This window comes from Rathayibacter sp. SD072 (assembly GCF_017355185.1).
Classification (GTDB): domain Bacteria; phylum Actinomycetota; class Actinomycetes; order Actinomycetales; family Microbacteriaceae; genus Rathayibacter.
The window spans coordinates 65,442-88,245 of record NZ_JADILJ010000009.1 but is presented as its reverse complement, the minus strand read 5'-3'; the positions used below and the strand labels follow the sequence as shown (position 1 = coordinate 88,245).

Here is a 22,804-nt window from a genome sequence, read left to right as displayed (position 1 = left end):
GCCTAACCAATATGTGAGGGATTCTTCAGGCGGAGGCGAGCTTCTCGACGGTGCGCAGATTCCGGGTGGTCGTGGTGGAGCGGTAGGCGGCGCGGGCCAGGATCCTCGCGGCGGGGGTATCGGTCGACGAGCCGCGCGGGCAGCGCCAGTAGAGGACTCCGGCGCCGCGCTGCAGGAGGTCGACGGGGCTCTCGCCGACCGCCTCGAGCACGGCGTCGAGGGCGGCGTCGCTCGAGCCGAAGACGACGTACGGATGCGCGACCGCGTCGATCCGCTCGAACGGGTACGCGCGGGCCACCGCGGCGAGCGCCTCCTGCTCGACCAGCACGATCCATGCGTCGTAGCCGAAGCGCCCGCCGAGGGCGGCCTCGAGCGCCGGCTTCAGCTCGGCGGGGGCGCGATCGGAGTCGAAGGCGGCGTTGCCGCTCGCGAGCACGGTCCGGACCCGGGCGCCCCCGACGCTCTCGACGACCGCGGCGAGATCCGCGCTGCGGACGGTGCGGCCGTTGACGTTCACTCCGCGCAGCAGCGCCAGGTAGCGGGACATGCCGCGACGGTAGCGTGACGGCATGGTGCTGGGAAGCGGACGACGACGCGCGGAGCCGACTCTCGAGGACGCGATCCTGCAGGCGAGCACGCGCGGGCCGGGAGCGCGCACCCGCGCGGGGCTCACTCCTCCCTCGGGTCGCCATCTCGTGATGCCGCCCGAGGTCTCGGGAACGGTGCTCGCGATCGACGTCGACGCGCTCGTCGCGCTCGCGGCGCGGGAGGACCTGTTCGTCGCGCTGGAGCGGCGGGCGGGCGAGTTCGCCGTGGCCGCGACTCCGCTGCTCTCGTGGTGGTCGGCCGTCGGGACGGTGCCCGACGAGGCACAGGAGCGGCGGATCGACGCGGCGGCGCTCGCCGCGGTCGCGCTCGGACCGGGGCCCGGTCCGGACATCGACACCCGGTTGAGGGCGCTCGCTGCGGCCGGGGATCTCGACGCGCTGGCCTCGGCCCTCGCGCTGCTCGCGCGGGTGCCGGATCCGCCGGCGGCGTTCCAGGATCCGGAGGGGTTCCTCCGGGTGATCGCGCCGGAGTCGCCGTTCGAGCGGCGCCTGTCGGTGCTCTCGCGCGTCGCGGCGCCGGCGGAGGAGCTGCTGCTGGTGCTGCGGGACTGCGCGTTCACGGCGACGCTTCCCCGGCGGCGCACGGCGATCGCGGCGGCGGCGGAGCGGATCCGGGCGGCGGACGGATCGGCGCGCGTGGAGGAGCTGGCCGCCGCGGTGGACGCGGCGCTGGAGAAGCGGTGGGGCGTGCTCTGAGGCGTGGTCGTCGCGCGCCCGCCGAGCGGACCCGCAGGCCGGGTGAATAGGCTGGACGGATGTCCCTCCCCGGTCTCGAGTTCCGCCACTTCCCCGCCGCCCTGACCGCCGAGGGCGGCCCCGACGCCGCCACGGCCGCCTGGGGCGCCGCGATCAACGCGGGGTTCCACGAGAAGGAGTACACGCCCGCTCAGTGGCGCGACTGGGCCGAGCACATGGTCGCCGATCAGCGCTTCCTGACGGCGGTGCACGACTCCTCCTCCCCCGAGGGCCTCGACGGAGCGGCGGTGCCCGTCGCCACGTACGCCGCGTTCCCCGGCACCCTGCAGGTCGGCCGCGGGCGAACGCTCGACGCTCACCTCGTCTCGCAGGTCACCGTGCGGGCGACCCACCGGCGCCGCGGGATCCTGCGCGCCATGATCACCGACGACCTCGATCGCGCCCGCGAGTCGGGAGCCGCCGTCGCGCTGCTCACCGCGAGCGAGGCCTCGATCTACCGCCGCTTCGGCTTCGGCCGCTCGGCGTTCACGCGCTCGATCCGCGTCGACACCGGGCCGCGCTTCGCCCTGCAGGCCGAGCCGTCCGGTCGCGTCGAGGTCGTCACGACCTCGTGGCTGCAGTCCCACGCGGAGGAGGTCTTCGCGGCCTTCCACGCGCGCACCCCCGGCTCGATCACGCGGCAGTCGCGCGCGGCGGGCAACGCCGTGGGCAGGGAGACGGGCGAGACCGAGCCCGGACGCTCCGTCCGCTCGGCGGTGCACCTCGACTCCGACGGCGTGCTCGACGGCTACGTCACCTACCGCGCGACCGGTCCGGACGACGACGACCGCACGCTCGCGGTCGTCGACCTCGTCGCCGCGACCGAGGACGCGTACCTCGGGCTCTGGGGCTTCCTCGGCGCCGTCGACCTCGCCTCGACCGTGACGTGGGACATGGCTCCGCTGGACGACCCGCTGACCTGGGCGCTGCGCGACGCGCGCGTGGTGCAGGTCACCACCGTCGGCGACCTCATCTGGACCCGCGTGCTGGACGTGGCCGCGGCGTTCGGCGCTCGGCCGTGGACGAGCGACGGCGAGCTGGTGATCGCGGTCCGCGATGCGCTCGGACTCGTCGACGGCGGCTACCGCATCACGGTCGAGGGCGGGGAGGGGCGCGTCGAGCGCACCGAGGACGCCCCGGTGCTCGAGCTCGACGTGGCCGATCTCGGCACCCTGCTGCTCGGCTCGGCCCGCCCGTCGACGCTCGCCCGCGCGGGCGCCGTCGTCCTGGCTCCCGAGGACCGCGAGCGGGTCGACCGCTTCTTCGCGCCGGTCGCGGAGCCGTACTGCATCTCGTTCTTCTGATCCGGAGAGTCGTTCCACCGGAGAGTCGTCTCTCCGGAGGGCGCCTCCGCGCCAGGAGGATCGCCTCCGCGCCCGCAGAAGTGCGGCTGACAGCCCGAACGGGTCGCGATCCGCTCGATCCGCTCGCTGAGCCTTCGTTCCGCGGGCCTCGCGACTCGCAGGCTCCTCCGGGCGTCCGCGCATGCGGCGTCGGTCATGCTGGAGGACCCCCAACCTGGAGGTCCGTGTGGGCGCATCCGTGATCGTCGACGTCATCGTCGTGCTGAGCCTGATCGGCGCGCTCGTCGACGGGCTGCGCCGCGGGTTCCTCCGCACCGCAGGAGGGCTCGCGGGCATCGTCGCCGGCGCGATCGGCGCCTCCTTCGCCGTGCCCGCCGTCTCGAGCTGGGCTGCGGGGAGCGAGTGGCGCCTGCTGGCCGTCATCGGCACCGCGGTGCTGTGCCTGGGCCTCGGCTACGCGATCGGCGCGTCGATCGGCGCCGCGTTCAGCCGCGGAGCCGACAAGGTGAAGCTCGGCCTGCTCGACCGCCTGGCCGGAGGAGTCGCCGGAGTGGCGATCTCGGCCCTCGTCTGGATCGCGATCACCTCGGCCGTCTCGCTGCTGGGCGTGCCGCTCGTGACCACCTCCGTCGCGGGCTCCACCGTCATCCGCACCATCGACGACCTGACCCCCAGCCCGGTCCGCGGGTTCCTCGCGCAGCTGCAGTCGACCGTGGTCGACGAGGGCACGTCGTGGATCGTCGAGGCCATCGACGGGCCGACGCAGGCGCCGAGCATCCCGGACGTGGCGACCGACGACCCCGAGGTCGCGACGGCGTCCGACTCCGTCGTGCGGGTCTCGGGCACGGCCTGGGCCTGCGATGTGGGAGTGACCGGCAGCGGCTTCGTCGTCGCGGACGACCGCGTGATCACCAACGCGCACGTGGTCGCGGGAGTGACGGAGCCGGTCGTCGAGGCTCCCGGAGAGCCCCCGCGCACCGGCCGGGTCGTCTACGTCGACGCCGCCGCCGATCTGGCGGTCGTCGCGGTCGACGGGCTCTCGGCCGCTCCGCTCCCGCTCGACGACGCGGTCGCCGCGGGCGACGCCGCGGTGGTCGCCGGCTACCCCTTCGGCGGGCCGCTGACTCTGGGATCCGCGCAGGTCTCCTCCGACTCCACCGTCTCGCTGATGGTCGACGGCGCGCCGACCTCGCGCGAGGTGCTCACGCTCGCCGCCGTCGTCAACCAGGGCAACTCGGGCGGCCCGCTGCTGTCGCTCGAGGGCTCGGTCTCGGGAGTGGTGTTCGGCAAGGCGGCCTCGGTCGACAACGTCGGCTACGCGATCCCGCTCTCGGTGCTGTCTCCGGTCGCGGCGCAGGCGCCGTCCCTGACCGCGGCGGTCGACCCGGGGGCCTGCGTCTCGCGCTGAGGTCGGCGAGTCCCGGAGCGCGGGCAGGATCGAGGCACGGCCTCCCGCCCGATCGGAGCGACCTCTCGAGGCGCCGCCTCCCGGCCGGAGCCCGGCGGGCGGCGGCCGGTAGGATCGTCGCGCATCCCCCGCCCCCTCTCCAGGAGCCTCGAGCACATGGCACAGAGCCGCATCGCCGTCCCCGACACCACCGCGAACGCGGAGGCGACTCCCGAGAAGGAGCAGCCGTACGCGGCCCTCGGCCTCAAGCCCGACGAGTACGCGAGCATCCGCGAGATCCTCGGCCGGCGCCCCACGAGCGGCGAGCTGGCGATGTACTCGGTGATGTGGAGCGAGCACTGCTCGTACAAGTCGTCGAAGATGTACCTCCGCCAGTTCGGGCAGAAGGTCTCCCCCGCCATGAAGAAGAACCTCATGGTCGGCATGGGCGAGAACGCCGGAGTGGTCGACGTCGGCGAGGGCTGGGCCGTCACCTTCAAGATCGAGAGCCACAACCACCCGAGCTACATCGAGCCGTTCCAGGGCGCGGCGACCGGAGTGGGCGGCATCGTCCGCGACATCATCTCGATGGGCGCGCGGCCCGTCGCGGTCATGGACGCGCTGCGCTTCGGAGCGATCGACGACCCCGACACCGCCCGCGTCGTGCACGGCGTGGTCGCCGGCATCTCCTTCTACGGCAACTGCCTCGGCCTGCCGAACATCGGCGGCGAGACCTACTTCGACTCCGTCTACCAGGGCAACCCGCTCGTGAACGCCCTCGCGGTCGGAGTGCTGCGCCACGAGGACCTGCACCTCGCGAACGCCCGCGGAGTCGGCAACAAGGTCGTGCTCTTCGGGGCACGCACGGGCGGCGACGGCATCGGCGGCGCGTCGATCCTCGCCTCCGACACCTTCGCCGACGGCGGCCCGACCAAGCGCCCGGCCGTCCAGGTCGGCGACCCGTTCGCCGAGAAGGTGCTCATCGAGTGCTGCCTCGAGCTGTTCCGCGGCGACCTCGTCGAGGGCATCCAGGACCTCGGCGCGGCCGGCATCTCGTGCGCGACCTCCGAGCTCGCGTCCAACGGCGACGGCGGCATGTTCATCGAGCTCGACTCCGTGCTGCTGCGCGACCCCTCGCTCACAGCCGAGGAGATCCTCATGTCGGAGTCGCAGGAGCGCATGATGGCGGTCGTGAAGCCCGAGAAGCTCGACGCGTTCCTCGAGGTCGTCGGCAAATGGGACGTCGAGACCAGCGTGCTCGGCGAGGTCACCGACTCCGGCCGCCTGATCATCAACTGGCACGGCGAGGAGATCGTCAACGTCGACCCGCGCACCGTCGCGGTCGACGGACCGGTCTACGAGCGGCCCCTCGAGTACCCCGCGTGGCTCGACGCCCTGCAGGCCGACTCCTCCTCGCGCCTGCCGCGCAAGTCGTCCGGAGACGGGCTGCGCGCCGAGACGCTCGCGCTGCTGGGCTCGGCCAACCTCGCCGACAAGAGCTGGATCACCTCCCAGTACGACCGCTACGTGCTCGGCAACACGGCCCTCAGCTACCCCGACGACGGCGGAATGGTCCGCGTCGACGAGGAGTCGGGCCTCGGCTTCGCCGTCGCGACCGACGCCAACGGCCGCTGGTGCCAGCTCGACCCGGCGCAGGGCGCCCGTCTCGCGCTGGCGGAGGCGTACCGCAACGTCGCCGTCACCGGCGCCTCCCCCGTCGCCGTCTCCGACTGCCTCAACTTCGGCAGCCCCGAGAACCCCGAGGTCATGTGGCAGTTCCGCGAGGCGGTCACCGCCCTCGCCGACGCGTGCCTCGAGCTCGAGATCCCCGTCACGGGCGGCAACGTCTCGTTCTACAACCAGACCGGCGACGTGCCGATCTTCCCGACTCCGGTCGTCGGCGTGCTCGGCGTGATCGACGACGTCGCGCGCCGCATCCCGTCGGGCTGGCAGGACGAGGGCGACAACGTCTACCTCCTCGGCACGACCCGCGACGAGCTCGACGGCTCGGCCTGGGCCGGCACCGTGCACGACCACCTCGGCGGCCTTCCGCCCGAGCTGAACCTCGGCCAGGAGAAGGCTCTCGCCGAGTTGATCGCGGCGGGCGCTCGGGAGTCGCTCATCGCCTCCGCCCACGACCTCGCCGACGGCGGACTCGTGGTCGCCGTCGCCGAGTCGGCGCTGCGCTTCGGCGTGGGCGTGCGGATCTGGCTCGACGAGCTGATGGAGCGCGACGGGGTCGACGCGACCGCGGCGCTCTTCTCGGAGTCGACCGGCCGCGTGCTGGTGTCGGTGCCCCGCGAGGACGACGTGAAGTTCCGCGGTCTGTGCGAGGGGCGCGGCTACCCCGTGCTGCGCATCGGCGTGACGGATGCGGCGACTCCGGCCGTCGAGGTGCAGGGCCTGTTCTCGCTGCCGCTCGAGGAGCTGCGCGCGGTGAACGGCGCGGTGCTGCCGAAGCACTTCGGCTGAGGCCGCGCGCTTGCGCAGAAGTCGCGGTAACGGCGCGCGCTTCCCGCAACTTCTGGAGAGTGGCTTGCCGCCAGGGCCGCCGCGCCCGTCGACCGACCAGAAGTCGAGGGTCGCCGCCCGGCAAGCGGGTTTCAGCGCGCACGCTGTACCAGAAGTTGCGGTAACGGCTCGCGCTTCCCGCAGCTTGTGGCGAATGGATCCGCCCACATGGCCGTCGCGCCCGTCGACTGTTCAGAAGTTGTCGTACTGGGGCTCGAGTACGACGAATCATGCGGACTAGGGGTCGCCGCCCGGCAAGCGGGTTTCAGCGCGCACGCTGTGCCAGAAGTTGCGGCAACGGCTCGCGCTTCCCGCAGCTTGTGGAGAGTGCAGCCGCCGACGGCGCCGTCGCGCCCGTCGAGTGTCCAGAAGTTGTCGTGCTCGGGCTCGAGTACGACGACTTCTGCGGACTCGAGGCGCGCGGCGCGAGTGGGAGCGTGCAGGCTCGCGCGGTTCACCGGAAGCTGCGGGAAGGGCTCGCGGTCACCGCGCTTTCCGGAGGAGGGAGGGGCGGAGGCGGCGAGACCGGGTTTCGTCATTACGGAATTCTTGCAATAGTGGAGGCATGACTTCCCGCGATCTCGCCGCCGAGCTCGACGAGCTCCGCGCTCGCCTCGATCTGCTCGAAGCGAGCGGAGCCGTCGCGGCTGATCCGGAAGCGGCCCGCGACGACCCCTTCTGGGCCCTCACCGCACTCCGCGAGCGGCTCTCCCCACCGGGCGGAGTCGTCTTCGCCGGCTCCGTCGGCACCCCCGCCGGCCCGGTGGAATGGCAGTACGGCCTCACCACCGACGCGTTCTTCGAGCGCGACTGGGGCGCGAGCCCCGGCCCCACCGCCCTGGCCGCGCTCGGCAGCCCGGTGCGCCTGCGCTTCCTCCAGGCGATCGCCGGCGGAGTCGAGACCGTCGCGCAGCTCGCCGAGAGCGAGGGCGCCGGGACGACCGGGCAGGTCTACCACCACGTCAACCAGCTCGTCGCGGCGGGCTGGCTCGAGGCCCGCGGGCGAGGCCGCTACGGCATCCCGCCCGAGCGCCTCGTCCCCCTGCTCGTGATCCTGCTCGCCTCCGGAGGCCCCCGATGACCCGTACGAGCACCGCACGCACCCGTACCCGCACTCGCACCCGGACTCGCACCCTCGTCGTCGCCGCCTCCGCGGCCGTCGCCGTCCTCACCGCCGGCGTGCTCCTGCGCCCGCCGACGCCGTCCCTCTCACCCCAGACCACGGGAGACGCCGAGCTCACGACCTGGATCGCCGATCACCTCGGCGACGGCGCCCGCGACCAGCTCGTCGCCGCGGTCGTCACTCCCGACGACGTGCGCTTCGCCGGCTTCGGGGCCGACGAGAGCACCGAGGTCGAGATCGGCTCCGTCACCAAGACCATGACCGCGCTGCTGCTCGCGCAGAGCGCCGCCTCCGGCACCGTCTCCCTCGAGGACCGCGCCGCCGATCATGCCGATGTCGGCGGCCTCCCCGCGACGCTCGAGGAGCTCGCGACCCACCGCTCGGGCCTGCCGCGGCTGCCGGGAGACGCCGGCGTGCTCGTGCGGTCGGTGCTGTCGCAGCTGCGCGGCACCGATCCGTACGCGGGCTACTCCGCTGACGACGTCCTGCGCCACGCGGCCGATGCCACGCGCGGAGACGGCACCGTCCTCTACTCCAACCTCGGGCCGGCCGTGCTCGGGCAGGTGCTCGCCCGGGCCGAGGGCGCCGCGTACGCCGATCTCGTGCAGGAGCGGATCCTCGCCCCGCTCGGCATGACCGCCAGCCGCGTCCCCACGACTGCGGACGGCCTCGGACCCGACGCTCCCACCGGATACTCCGCGACCGGCCGCGCGGTCGACGCGTGGGCGATGGAGGGCTACGCGCCGGCGGGAGGCGTCCGCTCGACCGCCGCCGACATGGCCCGCTACGCGCAGGCGCTGCTCACCGACGATCCGGCGCTCGGAGTCCCGGCCGCCGAGGTGCTCGCACCGCGGCACGAGGCAGGCGATCTGGGCCGCATCGGCCTCGCCTGGCTCATCGCAGAGCGCGAGGACGGCGGCGAGACGACCTGGCACAACGGCGGGACCGGGGGCTACTCCACGATGCTCGCCCTGGACCGCGAGCGCGGCGTCGCCGTCTTCGTCACCGGGAACACCGCCGCCTCCGTCGACGAGCTCGGCATGCGGCTGCTCGCCCATGTGCTGGAGGAGGAGTCGTGATCGTCCCCACACTCGTCGCGCTCGCGATCGGAGTCTGGGTCGTCGGGCGCACCGCTCTCGCCCTGCTCCCGGTGCGCGGGTCCGCGAAGCTGCTCGCCCGCGATCGGCTCCGCGTGCTGTCGCACCTGATCGACTCCGTCGCCGTGCTGGCCCTCGTGCGCGTCTTCGCCGACTGGGGCGCCGTGACGCTCGCGCCCTGGTTCCTGCTGGTCGCGGTCACGGCGGCGGCCGCGGCGGGGGCCGCCCTCCGGTGGGAGTCGCTGCCCTGGCTCGAGGAGGGCGCCCGGGTCGGTCGTCGCAGCGCGGGGCTCGCGGCCGCCGCGGCGGTCACCGCGGCCCTGATCGGCCTCGTCGCGGTCTGAACCGGAGCGCGCGGCCCGCTACTCCGCCTGCTCGGGCAGGGGATCGGGCTCGGGGTTGTCGAGCACCGCGCCGTTCTGATCGCCGACGCTCAGGACGGTCGACGGGGCGAGGTTGAGGGTGTCGCCGCCGAAGAGGCTGTCGATGCTCACGCCGTCGCGGCGCACCGAGTTCAGCGCGTCGAGGAAGTCGGTGCTGATGCAGAAGCGGTCGGCGATCTGCGCGGTGATGTCGCCCGCGGCGACGAGATAGGAGGCGGGGGTGCCGTCGTCCGCGGTCGTCACGGATCCCGTGGCACCGGTGCGCGATCCGCGGTCGCGCGCGAACTCGATGTCGACGCCGCCGATCGTGCCGGCCTCGGCCGCATCGACGTAGGCGATCTCGCACGGTCCCGTCGAGGGCAGGGGAGTGGATCCGCCCGGGACGACCGACACGGGAGCCGGGGTGAGGACGGCGCTCGGGACGGGGCGCGGGCCCTCCGTCTCGGAAGCGGACTCAGAGGCGGGAGCGGAGGCGGACTCGGAGCTCGACTCGACCGGTGCGCTCGCGACGGGCTCCGCCGCGGTGCAGCCCGACAGCCCCGCCACCAGGAGGGTCGAGGAGAGGGCGATCAGGATGCGCTGGGTCGTCGTCTGCCGTGCCACTCGGCGACTCTAACCCGCGGGGGCCGGAGCACCGCGTCCCCGCACCGGGGCGCATTGACCTCCGCCGTCGATGGGACCCATGACGAGCCCCTGTTGGACACCGCGGCTCGCGAGGCGTTGGCTGGGAGCATGAAGTACACGCATCTCGGCCGCACCGGCCTGTCCGTCTCCCGCGCCGTCCTCGGCACCATGAACTTCGGCCCCGAGACCAGCGAGCCCGACTCGTTCGCGATCATGGACCGCGCGCAGGAGCTGGGCGTGAACTTCTTCGACACGGCGAACGTCTACGGGGGCGAGGCGAACCGCGGCGGCACCGAGGAGATCGTCGGCCGCTGGTTCGCCCAGGGCGGCGAGCGCCGCGAGCGCACGGTCCTGGCGACGAAGGTCTACGGAGACATGGAGCAGTACGCGGCGCCCGGCGCCGAGCGCGGCCGCGACTCCTGGCCCAACGGCGGCCGCCTCTCGGCGCTCAGCATCCGCCGGGCCCTCGACGACAGCCTGCGCCGCCTGCAGACCGACCACATCGACCTGTACCAGTTCCACCACGTCGACCGCACGACGCCGTGGGACGAGATCTGGCAGGCGATGGAGGTCGCCGTGCAGCAGGGCAAGGTGCTCTACGTCGGCTCCAGCAACTTCGCGGGCTGGCACATCGCCCAGGCGCAGGAGGCGGCCCGGTCGCGGCACTTCACCGGTCTCGCGTCGGAGCAGTCGATCTACAACCTGCTCACCCGCGACATCGAGCGCGAGGTGCTGCCCGCCGCGCTGCACTACGGACTCGGCGTGATCCCCTGGTCGCCGCTGCAGGGCGGCCTGCTGGGCGGAGTGATCGAGAAGACGGAGTCGGGCAGCCGGCGCAACGCCGGTCGCGCCGCGGAGGCGATCGAGAAGAACCGCCCCGCGCTCGAGCAGTACGAGGCCTTCGCCCGCGAGCGCGGTGTGGCGCCCGGCGAGCTCGCGCTCGCGTGGCTCCTGCACCAGCCCGCGGTGACCGGGCCGATCACCGGCCCGCGCACGATGGAGCAGCTCGAGAGCGCGGTCGCGGCCGTCGACGTGACGCTCGACTCCGACGACCTGGCCCGCCTCGACGAGATCTTCCCCGGGCACCGCACGGCGCCCGAGGACTACGCCTGGTGACCCCCGTCCCCCCACTCCCCCACGAACGAAGAGGACCCATGAAGCAGCGCACTCTCGGCGACGTCTCCGTCGGCGCGATCGGCCTCGGCGGCATGCCGATGTCGATCGAGGGCCGACCCGACCGCGAGCGGTCGATCGCCACCCTCCACGCCGCGCTCGATGCCGGCGTCACCCTGATCGACACCGCCGACGCCTATCACCAGGGCGGCGACGGCGACCTCGGCCACAACGAGCTGCTGATCGCCGAGGCGCTGCGGAGCTACGGGGGCGACACCTCCGGAGTGCTCGTCGCCACCAAGGGCGGGCACCTGCGCCCCGAGCCCGGCGTCTGGACGCAGGACGGACGTCCCGAGTACCTGAAGGAGGCGGCCCGCGCCTCTGCGCAGCGCCTCGGGGTCGAAGCGATCGACCTGTACCAGTACCACCGGCCCGACCCGGAGGTGCCCTACGCCGACTCCCTCGGCGCGCTCGTCGAGCTGCTCGACGAGGGGGTCATCCTGCGCGCCGGCATCTCGAACGCCGATCCGGCGCAGATCCGGGAGGCGCACGGGATCCTGGGCGACCGCCTCGTCTCGGTGCAGAACCAGTTCTCGCCGTCGTTCCGCTCGAGCGAGCCGGAGCTCGAGCTCTGCGCGGAGCTGGGCATCGCGTTCCTGCCGTGGAGCCCGCTCGGCGGCATCTCGTCGGCGGCCGACCTGGGCTCGCGCTACTCCGCGTTCGCCACCGTCGCCGAGGCGCACGGAGTCTCGCCGCAGGTGGTCTGCCTCGCGTGGGAGCTGGCCAAGGCCCCCGTCGTGCTGCCGATCCCGGGCGCCTCGCGTCCCGAGAGCATCCGAGATTCGGCCACGGCGGCCGATCTGGAGCTGACCCCGGAGGAGCTCGCGTCGCTCGACTGAGCGCCGGGCGGTCTCGATACGCCCCTCCGGGGCTACTCGACCCGCAGGGATCGGGACACGCGACCTGCAGCAGCTCCTGCTGATCGAGTAGCCCGCGCAGCGGGCGTATCGAGATCCACCAGCGCCGGGCGGTCTCGATACGCCCCTCCGGGGCTACTCGACCCGCAGCAGGACGGCGCTACTCGACCGGCACCGCCGACGGCGACGGCAGTGCGGCCACGAACGCGCGGGCCGCCGACGTCGCCCGCTCCGGCAGCGCCACCATCGTGCGCCAGACGAGCAGCGGATCCTCGAGCGGCACCGCCGTCAGCGCACCCGGCCGCTTCTCGGCGAAGTGCGCCGGCACCACCGCGACGCCCATCCCGTACTCGACCAGGTCGAGCAGCGTGTGCACGTCGTTCACCTCGAGCTCGACCTCGAACGGCAGCCCGTGCTCCGCGAAGGCCCGCGCGGCCAGATGGCTCGCACCCCAGTGGTCCTGCAGCCCCACGATCGTCTCGCCGACGAGGTCGGGAACGCGGCACGAGACGCGGTCGGCGAGCGGATGATCGGGGTGCGTCAGGACCGCGAAGCCCTCGCTCGCGAGCGGGAGCGTCCGCACGCCCGCAGGCGTCGCTCCGATGTCGGCGACCAGCGCCAGGTCGAGCCGACCGGCGGCCACCGCCTCGAGCAGCGCGCCGGATCCGTCGTGCGTCAGCCGCAGCGCCACTCCGGGATGCTCCCCGCGGAAGGTCGCGAGCTCACGCGGCAGGTGCACGCCGCCCAGGCACTCCTCAGTGCCCACCGTGAGGCTCCCCCGCAGCACGCCCTGCACCGCGCGCACGGCGTCGCGGGCGGCGAGCGCGCTGGCGACCGAGCGCTCCGACTCCTCGAGCATCGCGTGACCGGCGGGCGTCAGCTCCACGCGCCGGGTGCTGCGGGTGAACAGCGGGCTGCCGAGCTCGCTCTCGAGCGCGCGGATGGAGGCCGACAGGCCCGACTGCGAGATCTGCAGCGCGCTCGCGGCGCGGGTGAAGTGCTGCTCCTTCGCCACGGCGAGGAAGTGTTCGAGCTGACGCAGTTCCATGGGTCCATCTTCGCCGCGCGCGGGCGCCGTCGGGGACCCGGGGCTCAGACGGGCGTCGAGACCGCGATCACGACTCCTGTGAGGGACGACCGGAGCCGCTCCAGCGCGTCGCCGTCGGAGTCGCCGTCGAGGATCGACTGCTTCACCGCGTCCTCGTAGCTCGCCAGCACCAGCCGCACGGCCGCGGTCGGCTCGAGGGCGAACGTCCGGCCCACCTCCTGCAGCGCCGATCCGATGATCTCGACGAGGGAGGCGTCGAAGCGCCCCCGGAAGCCGCTGTACCGCGGCGCGATCGCGGGATCGCGCAGGGCGAGCAGCTCGAACTCGGACTGCACCAGGCACCACCGGCGGTCGTCGTCGAAGGGGCCGTGCAGGAAGTCGAGGACGACCGCGCCGAGCGCCTCCCCGGTCAGCGGCTCGCCGCCGAGCTTGGGGATCGTGCGGCCCATCTGCTCGACGAGGCCGGCGAGCCGGAGGCCGTTCTCGCGCTCCATCAGGGCGAAGAACAGCTCCTCCTTGCTCGAGAAGTTCGAGTAGAACGCCCCGCGCGTGAAGCCGGCCCGCTCCGACACCTGCTCCACCGAGGCGGTGTGCACCCCGGTCTCGGCGAACACGTCGTACGCGGCGTCGAGGAGGCGCTCGCGGGTGCGGCCGCGTCGCGACGACTGCTCGGGTGAGTCGACCACCGTCATAGCTGGGTCCCCTCCCGGAAACGTCAAGAGCATTGAGCGGGATCACTGTATCGGATACGTTCCTGTATCGGATACATTCGTGTATCGGGTACACCGTCGTATCGTCCTCCTCCCCCTCGATCATCAGGAGACCGCGTGTCGTCGCTGCTCTACCGACTCGGGCGATGGGTCTACCAGGCCCACCGTCTCGTCGCCGTCCTCTGGCTCGCCGTCGTCGTGCTCGCGGGAGGCGGCGCCGTGCTGCTGAACCAGGGCACCGACAACAGCTTCTCGATCCCGGGCACCGAGTCGCAGACCGCGCTCGACCAGCTCGAGCGCACGTTCCCGCAGGTCAGCGGCACGTCCGCGCGCTACGTGGTCGTCGCGCCCGACGGCGGCAGCGTCGTCGACGCGGACATCACCGGACCCGTGGCCGACGCGGTCGCCGCACTCACCGACATCGAGGGCGTGGCCGCGGTCACCGACCCCTACTCCGACACCGTCGAGGGCACGATCTCGGACGAGGGGAACGCCCTCGTCATCACCGCGCAGATGGACGGCTCCGCCACCACGACCTCGGTCGAGTCGCGCGACGCGCTGAAGGCCGAGGCCACGACGCTCGAGGACGCGCTGCCCGCCGGCTCCGTCGTCTCGCTCGGCGGCGACCTCTTCTCGCAGAACCTGCCCGGAGTGACGATCACCGAGGCCATCGGCCTCATCGTCGCCCTCGTGGTCCTCGTGCTGACCTTCGGCTCCTTCCTGGCCGCCGGCATGCCGCTGGTGACCGCCCTGCTCGGCGTCGCCCTCTCGATGTCCGCCATCTTCATCGCGACCCGGTTCGCGTCGATCTCGTCGACGACTCCGCTGCTCGCCCTGATGCTCGGACTCGCGGTCGGCATCGACTACGCCCTCTTCATCATCAGCCGCCACCAGGACCAGCTGAAGCAGGGCATGCACCCGGAGGAGTCGACCGCCCGCTCGGTCGCGACGGCCGGCTCCGCGGTCGTGTTCGCCGGCCTGACCGTCATCATCGCCCTCGTCGGACTCTCGGTCGCCAACATCCCGTTCCTGACGACCATGGGCATCGCGGCGGCGGGCGGAGTCGCGATCGCGGTGGTCATCGCGCTCACCCTCACTCCGGCGCTGCTCGGCTTCGCCGGCGAGCGACTGCGCCCGAAGGAGCGCCGCGCGAAGAAGAAGGCGGCGACCGCGAAGCAGGTCGCCGGCGCCCACGCCGACCCCGAGGTCGAGCCCGACACCGCGCCCGCCTCGCCGGGCACCCATGTTCACGCCGAGGTCCCGCGCGGCTTCTTCCGCGGCTGGGTCCGCGCCGTCACCCGGTTCCCGATCGTCACGATCATCGCCGTGGTCGGCGTGCTTGGAGTCGCGAGCATCCCCGCGCTGAGCCTGCGCCTCGCACTGCCTGACGCCGGCTACCAGGCCGAGGGCACCCCCGCCCGCGACACCTACGACCTCCTCGCCGAGAACTTCGGCGAGGGGTACAACGGCCCGCTCATCGTCACGGGCACGATCATCGGCTCGACCGATCCGCTCGGCCTCATGGCCGATCTCAAGACCGAGATCGAGGGACTGGACGGCGTCGCCTCGGTGCCGCTCGCCACTCCGAACGAGACCGCCGACACCGGCATCATCCAGGTGATCCCGGAGGGCGGCCCGGACTCGGAGGAGACCAAGGCGCTGGTCGCCGAGATCCGCGACAAGCACGACTACTTCCAGGAGGAGTACGGCGTCGACCTCGCCGTGACCGGCCAGACCGCGGTCGGCATCGACATCTCGGACACGCTGGCGAACGCCCTGCTGCCGTTCGGCGTCCTGGTCGTCGGCCTCTCCCTGGTCCTGCTGACGATGGTGTTCCGCTCGCTCTGGGTGCCGCTGAAGGCGACGCTGGGCTACCTGCTGTCGGTCGGCGCCTCGTTCGGCGCGGTCGCCGCGGTCTTCGAGTGGGGCTGGTTCGCCGACGCCCTGCACGTCGACAAGACGGGCCCGATCATCAGCTTCATGCCGATCATCCTGATGGGCGTGCTGTTCGGCCTCGCGATGGACTACGAGGTCTTCCTCGTCTCGCGGATGCGCGAGGACTACGTGCACGGCCGGTCGGCGCGCGCGGCGGTCGAGTCGGGCTTCGTGGGCTCGGCGAAGGTCGTCACTGCGGCCGCAGTCATCATGTTCTCGGTCTTCGCCGCGTTCGTCCCCGAGGGCGACACCAACATCAAGCCGATCGCGCTGGGCCTCGCCGTGGGCGTGTTCGTCGACGCGTTCATCGTGCGGATGACGCTGGTCCCGGCGGTCCTGCACCTGCTCGGCGACCGCGCCTGGCACATGCCCCGCTGGCTCGACCGCATCCTCCCGTCGTTCGACGTGGAGGGCGAGGGCCTGACGAAGGAGCTCGCGCTCGCCGACTGGCCGGAGCCCGGGGCGACCGACGCGATCGCCGCCGACGGCCTCTCGCTCGACGGGCCCGACGGACCGCTCTACCGCGACGTCGCCGTGCGGGTTCCCGCCGGCGCCGCGCTCGTCGTGCACGGCCCGCACCGCTCGGGCCGCACCGCCCTGCTGCTGACCCTCGCGGGCCGGCTGGCGCCCGACTCCGGACGCCTCAAGGTCGACGGACTCGTGGTGCCGATCCGCTCCTCCGCGGTGCGCGGCCGGGTCGGGCTCGTGCGCCTGGCCGGTGCCGCCGATCCGGTCGAGGAGGTGCGCGCGGCGCTCTCGACGCACCCGGCGCTCCTGGTGCTCGACGACGTCGACACGGTCACCGATCCGCGGCTGCGCGACGACCTGCGAGTCGAGCTCGACGGTGCCCGAGCGCACTCACTCGAGCACGAGCGCGCGTTCACCGTCGTCGCCTCCGCCGTCGAGCCCGACGCGCTCGACGACCTCCTCCCCTCCGACCGCGACGTGCGCGCGGTCCCGACTGCGGCCGCCGGCCGCGCGATCGCAAAGGTCCTCTGACAGATGGCTCTCTTCTCCCTCGAGCGCCCCCGCGGCGCCAAGAAGGTGTCCTGGTTCACCCTCCTCGGGATCGTCCTGGTCCCCCTCGCCATCGGCGGGCTGCTCGTCTGGGCCCTCTGGGACCCGACCCAGCGCCTCGACCAGGTCACGGCCGCGGTCGTGAACGAGGACACCCCGGTCGAGCTCGACGGCCAGACCGTGCCGCTCGGGCGCCAGCTCGCGGCGGGGCTCGTGACCGGAGGGACGGAGGAGTCGACTCCCTCGCCCTCCGCGAGCGCGACGCCCGCCCCCAACGTCTCCGGCTCCGACTCCACCTCGAACTTCACCTGGGTGCTCACCGACAAGGACGACGCGGCCGAGGGCCTGGCCGACGGCTCGTACGCGACCGTCGTCACCATCCCCTCGAACTTCTCGGCCGCGGCCACGTCGTACGCGGGCGACGCCGCCGAGGCGACCAAGGCCACGATCGACATCGCCACCAGCGACAAGGCCAAGCTCGTCGACGACGCCATCTCGGCCACCGTCACGAGCACCGCGACCTCGCTCCTGAACACGCAGCTGACCACCTCGTACCTCGAGAACGTCTACGTCGGCTTCAACACGCTCAACGAGCAGATCGGGCAGGCGGCCGAGGGCGCCGGCACCCTCGCCGACGGAGCGACCGAGCTCGGCACCGGTGCGTCCTCGCTCGCCGACGGCACCAGCTCCCTCGCCGACGGCATCGACGAGCTGGCCACCGGTGCGTCGTCGCTGTCGGACGGAGTCGCGCAGCTCGGCACCGGCGCGTCCTCCCTCTCCAGCGGCGTGGCGCAGCTGGGCACGGGCGCCTCCGATCTGTCGGGCGGAGTCGCGCAACTCGCCACGGGCGCGCGCGACTCGGCGACCGGTGCGGCCCAGCTCGGAACCGGAGCGACCGCCGTCGCCGACGGACTCGACCAGCTGAGCGCCAGCACCGTCACGATCGGCGAGAGCACGCAGCAGATCGCGACGCTCTCGGGCGGCGCCGCGCAGTCGACCGCGGGCACCTTCGCGGCTCTGCAGCAGGCGCTGGTCGGCTGCGAGACTCCGCAGTGCCTGGCCGCGAGCGGCATCGTCGCGAACGCGCTGACCGCTCCCGACGGCCCCGTCGTGCTGACCGCGACCGCCGCCGGAGCGACGCAGGCGCTCGACGCGGGCATCCGCGTCGGCAGCCCGGAGGCGCCCTCGCTCATCGACGGCACGCAGCAGGCCGCGGGCGGCGCCCGCCAGGTCGCGACCGGAGTGACGTCGCTCTCGACCGGACTCGGGCAGCTCGCCGACGGGGCCGACTCGGCCGCCGCCGGCGCCGCCCAGCTCTCGACCGGAGCGGGATCCGCCGCCGACGGAGCCGCGCAGCTCGCCGCCGGCGCGACCTCGGCCGCCGACGGCGCCGAGCAGCTCTCGACCGGAGCGTCCTCCGCCGCCGACGGGGCGGACCAGCTCGCCGAGGGCGCGACCGGCGTCTCGGACGGAGCCCTCCAGCTCGCCGACGGCACGCGCACTCTGGCGACGGGCCTCGACGCGGCGGTCGCCCAGCTGCCGACCTACACCGAGTCGGAGTCGCAGAACCTGGCCGACGTGGTCGCGGACCCGGTCGAGAACGCGAGCAGCGAGACCTCGCTGTTCGGCGCCTCCTCCGTGCCGTTCTTCACGACGATCGCCCTCTGGCTCGGCGCCCTGGCGACGTTCCTGGTGCTCGCCGCGTTCTCGCACCGCGCGCTGTCCTCGACCCGCTCCTCCGCGGCGCTCGCGCTCTCGTCGTACGCACCCGCGCTCGTGATCGGGCTCGTGCAGGGCCTCGCCGTCGCGATCGTGATGCAGTTCGTCGCCGACCTCGACGCCGGCTCCTTCATCGGATTCGCGCTGCTCTCGATGCTCGTCGGCGCGTCCTTCGCCTCCGTCAACCAGGGCCTCGTGGCGCTGCTGGGCGGAGTGGGGCGCTTCCTCGCGATGCTGGCCGCGGTCATCGGACTCGGCGCCGGCATCATCTCGACGGTGCCCGGGATCTTCGAGGACGCCCTCGGCTTCCTGCCGCTGTCGGCCGCGCAGAACGCGCTGTCGGGAGTCGTGGAGAGCACGGGAGGCGTCGGCGGCGCGGTCGTCGGCCTCGTGATCTGGCTGCTGTTCGGCCTGCTGCTGACGGTCGCCGCGATCGCCCGCCGCCGCGTCACCTCGGTGCGCGCGCTGGGCCGCCCCGCGGCGGCGTAGGCCGGGCGGGCTCGCCGTACGATCTGCAGGGGATCCGCGTGGGAACGCGCTTCCCACCGCATCGCAGGACGCCGATCAGGCCGGATCACCTGCAGATCGCACGAACACCTGCAGAACGCACGAGCACCTGCAGACCGCACGAACACCTGCAGATCGTGCAGGCGCCGCTCAGGCGCTCAGCCCTCCGCGCCGCTCGCGATCTGCTCGTGGTGGTGGATGACCTCGGCGACGATGAAGCCGAGGAACTTCTCGGCGAACGCCGGATCCAGGTGCGACTCCTCCGCGAGCGACCGCAGGCGAGCGATCTGGCGCGCCTCGCGGTCGAGGTCGGCGGCCGGAAGTCCGTGCGCCGCCTTCAGCCGTCCGACCTTCTGCGTGAACTTGAAGCGCTCCGCGAGCAGGTGGATCAGGGCGGCGTCGATGTTGTCGATGCTCTGCCGGATCTGCTCGAGCTCGGCCCGGGCCTCCGACTCCTCGAGCGACGGGTTCTCGGTCATGCGTCCGACCCTAACGGACCCGGTTCGACGACGAAGGCCCCCGCTCCGCGAGGAGCAGGGGCCGGTCGTCAGGAGACGATCGTCAGCTCCACGGGGATGTTGCCGCGGGTCGCGTTCGAGTACGGGCACAGCGTGTGCGCCTTGTCGGCGACGGCCTGCGCCTGCTCCGGGCTCGCGTTCGGCACGTGGATGTCGAGCTCGACCGCGAGGCCGAATCCGCCCTCGTCGTTCTTGCCGATCGAGACGCTCGCCGAGACGGCGGCGTCGGTCGTGTCGATCTTCAGCTCGCGTCCGGCGCCGTGCAGCGCGCCGAGGAAGCAGGCCGAGTACCCCGCCGCGAAGAGCTGCTCGGGGTTGGTGCCGTCCCCGGAGCCGCCGAGCTCCTGGGGCGGGCGGGTGTCGAGGTCGAGGCGGTCGTCCTCGGTGCGGACGTGGCCGTCGCGTCCTCCACCGGAGGCGTGGGCGATAGCGGTGTAGAGAGCTTCCATCCCCCCATCACACCACTCGGCGCCCGTGTGGAGGGTGAACGCCGGATGCACGTGTGCTCAGCGCCGCCCGTTCGCCGTCCGGGGACATCCGCTCCGGCAGGGCGTCAACCCCGTGACAGCTCCCGCCCCCGCGGTGTGGCCTGGAGGGGCACGACCGGCGAGCGCCGGTCAGAACGGAGCAAGCATGCGCGCACTCACGTGGCAGGGCATCGAGAAGGTCTCGGTCGAGACCGTTCCCGACCCCCGCATCCAGCAGCCCACGGACGCGATCGTCCGGATCACCTCGACCGCGATCTGCGGCTCGGACCTGCACCTCTACCGCCTTCTGGGCCCGTACCTCGACAAGGGCGACATCCTCGGCCACGAGCCGATGGGCGTCGTCGAGGAGGTGGGCGCCGGAGTGACCTCGCTGTCGGTCGGCGACCGCGTCGTCGTCCCCTTCAACATCGCCTGCGGCGAGTGCTTCATGTGCCGCCGCGGACTGCAGTCGCAGTGCGAGACGACGCAGGTCACCGAGTACCAGTCGGGCGCCGCGCTCTTCGGCTACACGAAGATGTACGGCCAGGTCCCGGGCGGCCAGGCGGAGTTCCTCCGCGTGCCGCTCGCCGACTACAACACCGTCAAGGTCGGCACCGACCTGCCCGACGACCGCTACCTCTTCCTCAGCGACATCGTGCCGACCGCCTGGCAGGGCGTCGACTACGCGCAGGTCCCGGAGGGAGGCACGCTGGCCGTCTACGGGCTCGGTCCGGTGGGTCAGTTCGCCGCCCGCATCGGGGTGCACAAGGGCTTCCGAGTGCTCGCGATCGACCCGGTCGCCGAGCGCCGCGCCATGGCGGCGCGCCACGGGGTCGAGGTGTTCGACCTCACGGACGACGTGGTCGCCGAGCTGCGCGACCTGACCGAGGGCCGCGGCCCCGACTCCGTCGTCGACGCGGTCGGCATGGAGGCGCACGGCTCGCCGGTCGGCTCGCTCGCGCAGTCGATGGCCGGGCTGCTGCCCGACCCGCTCGCGCGGAAGGCGATGGACACGGTCGGAGTGGACCGGCTCGCCGCTATCCAGGGCGGACTCGAGCTGGTGCGGCGCGGTGGGACCGTGTCACTGAGCGGCGTGTACGGCGGCGAGGCCGACCCGCTGCCGCTGAAGTCGATGTTCGACAAGCAGGTCACGCTCAAGATGGGCCAGTGCAACGTCAAGCGCTGGATCGACGAGCTGCTGCCGCTGGTCGAGGACCCGAGCGACCCGCTGGGCGTCATGGACCTCGTCACGCACCACGCGCCGCTCGAGGACGCCCCGGGTCTCTACGAGACGTTCCAGAAGAAGGAGGACGGCTGCATCAAGGTCGTGCTGCAGCCGTAGGGACTCCCCTCCCGCGTTCGGAACGTCGGCCAGGAGCAGGGCTCAGCCACCATCGTGGCTGACGGGCACTCCTGGCCGACGTTCTGCCCGACTGAGGCCTCCGGGCCCGTTGACGCACGAAGGCGGCGCCCCCGCGAGGGGAGCGCCGCCGACGTGAGCGACTGCCTACTTGAAGACGTCCTTGACGTCCTCGCCGACCTTCTTGGTCGATGCGGCGGTCTGGTCCTTCTGGCCTTCGGCCTTCAGGTCCCTGTCGTTGTTGTGGTCGCCGACGGCTTCCTTCGCCTTTCCGGCGATGTCCTGAGCGGCGTTCTTGATCTTGTCATCGAGCCCCATAGGTGGTGCCTCCTTCACTGATCGTTGAGCACGACGTTAGGCAACGAAGCTCTCGGCTACCTGAACAGGGGGAGGGGGTTGCGTCCCGCCATCCGGAGGGCCAAGCTCCTCCCCCGCTCGCGTCACGTGGCCGGTGTCGCCGTCTCGGATGCCGGAGTGTCCGACGGCGGATTCGTCGGCGTCTGCGTCGAGCCGTCGTCGGCGCTGGTGGGCACCGCGCTGCCCGACTGGTTCGGCGTCTGCGCGTCCCCGGTGCAGCCGGCGAGGAGTCCCAGCATCAGCGCGGAGGCGCCGAGCGCCCCGGCCATCCGTCGGGCGCTCACTTCTTGCTCACCGCGTCCTTCACGGCGCCGGTGACCTTCTCGACGATGTTCGGCTTGGGGTCGGTGCCGTAGAAGCGCGGGTCCGGCTGCGTGGCCGGCGGCATCGGCGCGCTGGTGGTCGGCCCGTCGTGATAGGTGAACTCGCCCTTGCCGTCGGGCGTGGGGCCCGAGGCCCAGGTGCCCTCCTTGGCGGCCTGCCCGTCCGAGAAGTTGAGGTACTGGTACGAAACCGAGCGCTCCTCGTTCGCGAGCGGGAAGTTCGAGGGCACCGGCAGGTCCTCCTTGCCCTCGGCGCGCAGCTCGGCGGCAGCCGCCATCCACTGGTTCTGGTGCATGGTGTCGCGGGCCAGGAGGAACGACATCAGGTCGCGCACGCCGTGGTCGTCGGTCATGTGGTACAGCCGCGCCACCTGCAGGCGGCCCTGCATCTCGGCGTTCGCGTTGGCGGTGAAGTCGGCGAGCAGGTTGCCGCTCGCGGTGATGTAGGAGCCCTGCCACGGGTTGCCCATGCTGTCGACCGGGCGGGCGCCGGCGCCGGCGACGATCGCGTGCTGGATGTCGGTGCCTCCGATGACCGCCGCGAGGACCGGGTCCTTCTTCATCGCGTCCTCGGACTGCTCGATCGGAGCCTTCTCGAGCAGCTGCGCGATCATCACGGCGATCATCTCGACGTGGCCGAACTCCTCCGCGCCGATGCCGAACAAGAGGTCGCGGTACTTGCCGGGCTCGTGCGAGTTCCACGCCTGGAAGCCGTACTGCATCGCCACGCTGATCTCACCGTACTGGCCGCCGAGCACCTCCTGGAACCTCCTCGCGAAGACCGCGTCGGGCTTGGACGGCGACGACTTGAACTGCAATTCCTGCTTGTGGAAGAACATGCTGATGGTTCCCTTTCCTCACAGATACGGGCGGGTGCGACCCCGGTGTCCCTTCGACCGTAGGCAGCCCTGTTCGTGGGCCAGAAGGGGCTTGACGGGGCCGCGCGGCCGGACAGGACCGACACGTTCCACAGGCGTTTCACGGCCTCGTCGCAGTCTGTTCCGAGGCGGCGCGACCCCGACCCTCGAACCGCCGTCGTGC

21 protein-coding genes are annotated in these 22,804 nt (G+C 72.5%); 12 read left to right on the top strand and 9 right to left on the bottom strand.

Annotation, left to right across the window (positions count from 1 at the left end; genetic code table 11):
- Nucleotides 1-25 precede the first annotated feature (25 nt).
- Nucleotides 26-547, bottom strand: a complete 522-nt coding sequence (locus tag IOC53_RS05850; protein ID WP_207403424.1) for a DUF1697 domain-containing protein — start codon at nucleotides 545-547, stop codon at nucleotides 26-28.
- Between the two features lie 22 nt (nucleotides 548-569).
- Here IOC53_RS05850 and IOC53_RS05845 point away from each other — a divergent pair, with 22 nt between their 5' ends.
- From IOC53_RS05845 to IOC53_RS05815, 7 genes are all read left to right on the top strand, one after another.
- On the top strand, nucleotides 570-1,304 hold the full coding sequence (locus IOC53_RS05845; protein ID WP_207403423.1) for a DUF2254 family protein: 735 nt from the start codon (nucleotides 570-572) through the stop codon (nucleotides 1,302-1,304).
- 59 nt (nucleotides 1,305-1,363) lie between these two features.
- Nucleotides 1,364-2,647: a GNAT family N-acetyltransferase gene (locus tag IOC53_RS05840; protein WP_207403422.1), complete on the top strand. Its 1,284-nt coding sequence runs from the start codon at nucleotides 1,364-1,366 to the stop codon at nucleotides 2,645-2,647.
- A gap of 226 nt (nucleotides 2,648-2,873) precedes the next feature.
- A complete protein-coding gene (locus IOC53_RS05835; protein WP_307786079.1) occupies nucleotides 2,874-4,055 on the top strand; it encodes a MarP family serine protease in 1,182 nt (393 codons plus the stop codon).
- Nucleotides 4,056-4,211: 156 nt separating this feature from the next.
- A complete protein-coding gene (gene purL / locus IOC53_RS05830) occupies nucleotides 4,212-6,506 on the top strand; it encodes a phosphoribosylformylglycinamidine synthase subunit PurL (protein ID WP_207403420.1) in 2,295 nt (764 codons plus the stop codon).
- A 604-nt stretch (nucleotides 6,507-7,110) separates the two neighbouring features.
- Nucleotides 7,111-7,626 carry a winged helix-turn-helix domain-containing protein gene (locus IOC53_RS05825; protein WP_207403419.1) on the top strand — a complete coding sequence of 172 codons (516 nt, stop codon included), beginning with the start codon at nucleotides 7,111-7,113 and terminating at the stop codon, nucleotides 7,624-7,626.
- On the top strand, nucleotides 7,623-8,747 hold the full coding sequence (locus IOC53_RS05820) for a serine hydrolase (RefSeq protein ID WP_207403418.1): 1,125 nt from the start codon (nucleotides 7,623-7,625) through the stop codon (nucleotides 8,745-8,747). Before IOC53_RS05825 ends, IOC53_RS05820 begins: the two co-directional genes overlap by 4 nt.
- Nucleotides 8,744-9,109, top strand: coding sequence for a hypothetical protein (locus IOC53_RS05815; protein WP_207403417.1), 366 nt, complete (start codon nucleotides 8,744-8,746; stop codon nucleotides 9,107-9,109). Before IOC53_RS05820 ends, IOC53_RS05815 begins: the two co-directional genes overlap by 4 nt.
- 18 nt (nucleotides 9,110-9,127) lie before the next feature.
- Here IOC53_RS05815 and IOC53_RS05810 read toward each other — a convergent pair whose 3' ends face one another.
- A complete protein-coding gene (locus tag IOC53_RS05810) occupies nucleotides 9,128-9,751 on the bottom strand; it encodes a hypothetical protein (RefSeq protein WP_207403416.1) in 624 nt (207 codons plus the stop codon).
- Nucleotides 9,752-9,880: 129 nt separating this feature from the next.
- Here IOC53_RS05810 and IOC53_RS05805 point away from each other — a divergent pair, with 129 nt between their 5' ends.
- Together IOC53_RS05805 and IOC53_RS05800 are read left to right on the top strand one after the other, a co-directional pair.
- Nucleotides 9,881-10,888 carry an aldo/keto reductase gene (locus IOC53_RS05805; RefSeq protein WP_207403415.1) on the top strand — a complete coding sequence of 336 codons (1,008 nt, stop codon included), beginning with the start codon at nucleotides 9,881-9,883 and terminating at the stop codon, nucleotides 10,886-10,888.
- A 38-nt stretch (nucleotides 10,889-10,926) separates the two neighbouring features.
- Nucleotides 10,927-11,784, top strand: a complete 858-nt coding sequence (locus IOC53_RS05800; protein WP_207403414.1) for an aldo/keto reductase — start codon at nucleotides 10,927-10,929, stop codon at nucleotides 11,782-11,784.
- A gap of 178 nt (nucleotides 11,785-11,962) precedes the next feature.
- On the opposite strand, the gene IOC53_RS05795 is transcribed toward IOC53_RS05800, so the two are convergent.
- Entirely contained in the window at nucleotides 11,963-12,850 is an 888-nt protein-coding gene (locus IOC53_RS05795; RefSeq protein WP_207403413.1) for a LysR family transcriptional regulator, read from the bottom strand.
- A gap of 44 nt (nucleotides 12,851-12,894) precedes the next feature.
- A complete protein-coding gene (locus IOC53_RS05790) occupies nucleotides 12,895-13,542 on the bottom strand; it encodes a TetR/AcrR family transcriptional regulator (protein WP_207403412.1) in 648 nt (215 codons plus the stop codon).
- A 135-nt stretch (nucleotides 13,543-13,677) separates the two neighbouring features.
- On the opposite strand from IOC53_RS05790, the gene IOC53_RS05785 reads away from it, so the two are divergent.
- Entirely contained in the window at nucleotides 13,678-16,494 is a 2,817-nt protein-coding gene (locus IOC53_RS05785) for an MMPL family transporter (protein WP_207403411.1), read from the top strand.
- 3 nt (nucleotides 16,495-16,497) lie between these two features.
- The gene (locus tag IOC53_RS05780) at nucleotides 16,498-18,720 is read left to right on the top strand and encodes a YhgE/Pip domain-containing protein (protein ID WP_207403410.1); all 2,223 of its coding nucleotides are present in this window, start codon (nucleotides 16,498-16,500) and stop codon (nucleotides 18,718-18,720) included.
- A 176-nt stretch (nucleotides 18,721-18,896) separates the two neighbouring features.
- On the opposite strand, the gene IOC53_RS05775 is transcribed toward IOC53_RS05780, so the two are convergent.
- Both IOC53_RS05775 and IOC53_RS05770 read right to left on the bottom strand, forming a co-directional pair.
- Nucleotides 18,897-19,217 carry a chorismate mutase gene (locus tag IOC53_RS05775; RefSeq protein ID WP_207403409.1) on the bottom strand — a complete coding sequence of 107 codons (321 nt, stop codon included), beginning with the start codon at nucleotides 19,215-19,217 and terminating at the stop codon, nucleotides 18,897-18,899.
- A gap of 68 nt (nucleotides 19,218-19,285) precedes the next feature.
- Nucleotides 19,286-19,705, bottom strand: coding sequence for an organic hydroperoxide resistance protein (locus tag IOC53_RS05770; protein WP_207403408.1), 420 nt, complete (start codon nucleotides 19,703-19,705; stop codon nucleotides 19,286-19,288).
- Nucleotides 19,706-19,889: 184 nt separating this feature from the next.
- Between IOC53_RS05770 and IOC53_RS05765 the strand changes: the two genes are divergently transcribed.
- On the top strand, nucleotides 19,890-21,065 hold the full coding sequence (locus IOC53_RS05765) for a zinc-dependent alcohol dehydrogenase (RefSeq protein ID WP_056868687.1): 1,176 nt from the start codon (nucleotides 19,890-19,892) through the stop codon (nucleotides 21,063-21,065).
- A 165-nt stretch (nucleotides 21,066-21,230) separates the two neighbouring features.
- Here the strand turns inward: IOC53_RS05765 and IOC53_RS05760 are convergent, their stop codons facing one another.
- From IOC53_RS05760 to IOC53_RS05750, 3 genes are all read right to left on the bottom strand, one after another.
- Nucleotides 21,231-21,401, bottom strand: a complete 171-nt coding sequence (locus tag IOC53_RS05760) for a CsbD family protein (RefSeq protein ID WP_077222734.1) — start codon at nucleotides 21,399-21,401, stop codon at nucleotides 21,231-21,233.
- A gap of 122 nt (nucleotides 21,402-21,523) precedes the next feature.
- Nucleotides 21,524-21,724, bottom strand: a complete 201-nt coding sequence (locus IOC53_RS05755; RefSeq protein WP_207403407.1) for a hypothetical protein — start codon at nucleotides 21,722-21,724, stop codon at nucleotides 21,524-21,526.
- The gene (locus tag IOC53_RS05750) at nucleotides 21,721-22,602 is read right to left on the bottom strand and encodes a manganese catalase family protein (protein ID WP_207403406.1); all 882 of its coding nucleotides are present in this window, start codon (nucleotides 22,600-22,602) and stop codon (nucleotides 21,721-21,723) included. Before IOC53_RS05750 ends, IOC53_RS05755 begins: the two co-directional genes overlap by 4 nt.
- Nucleotides 22,603-22,804: the final 202 nt, after the last annotated feature.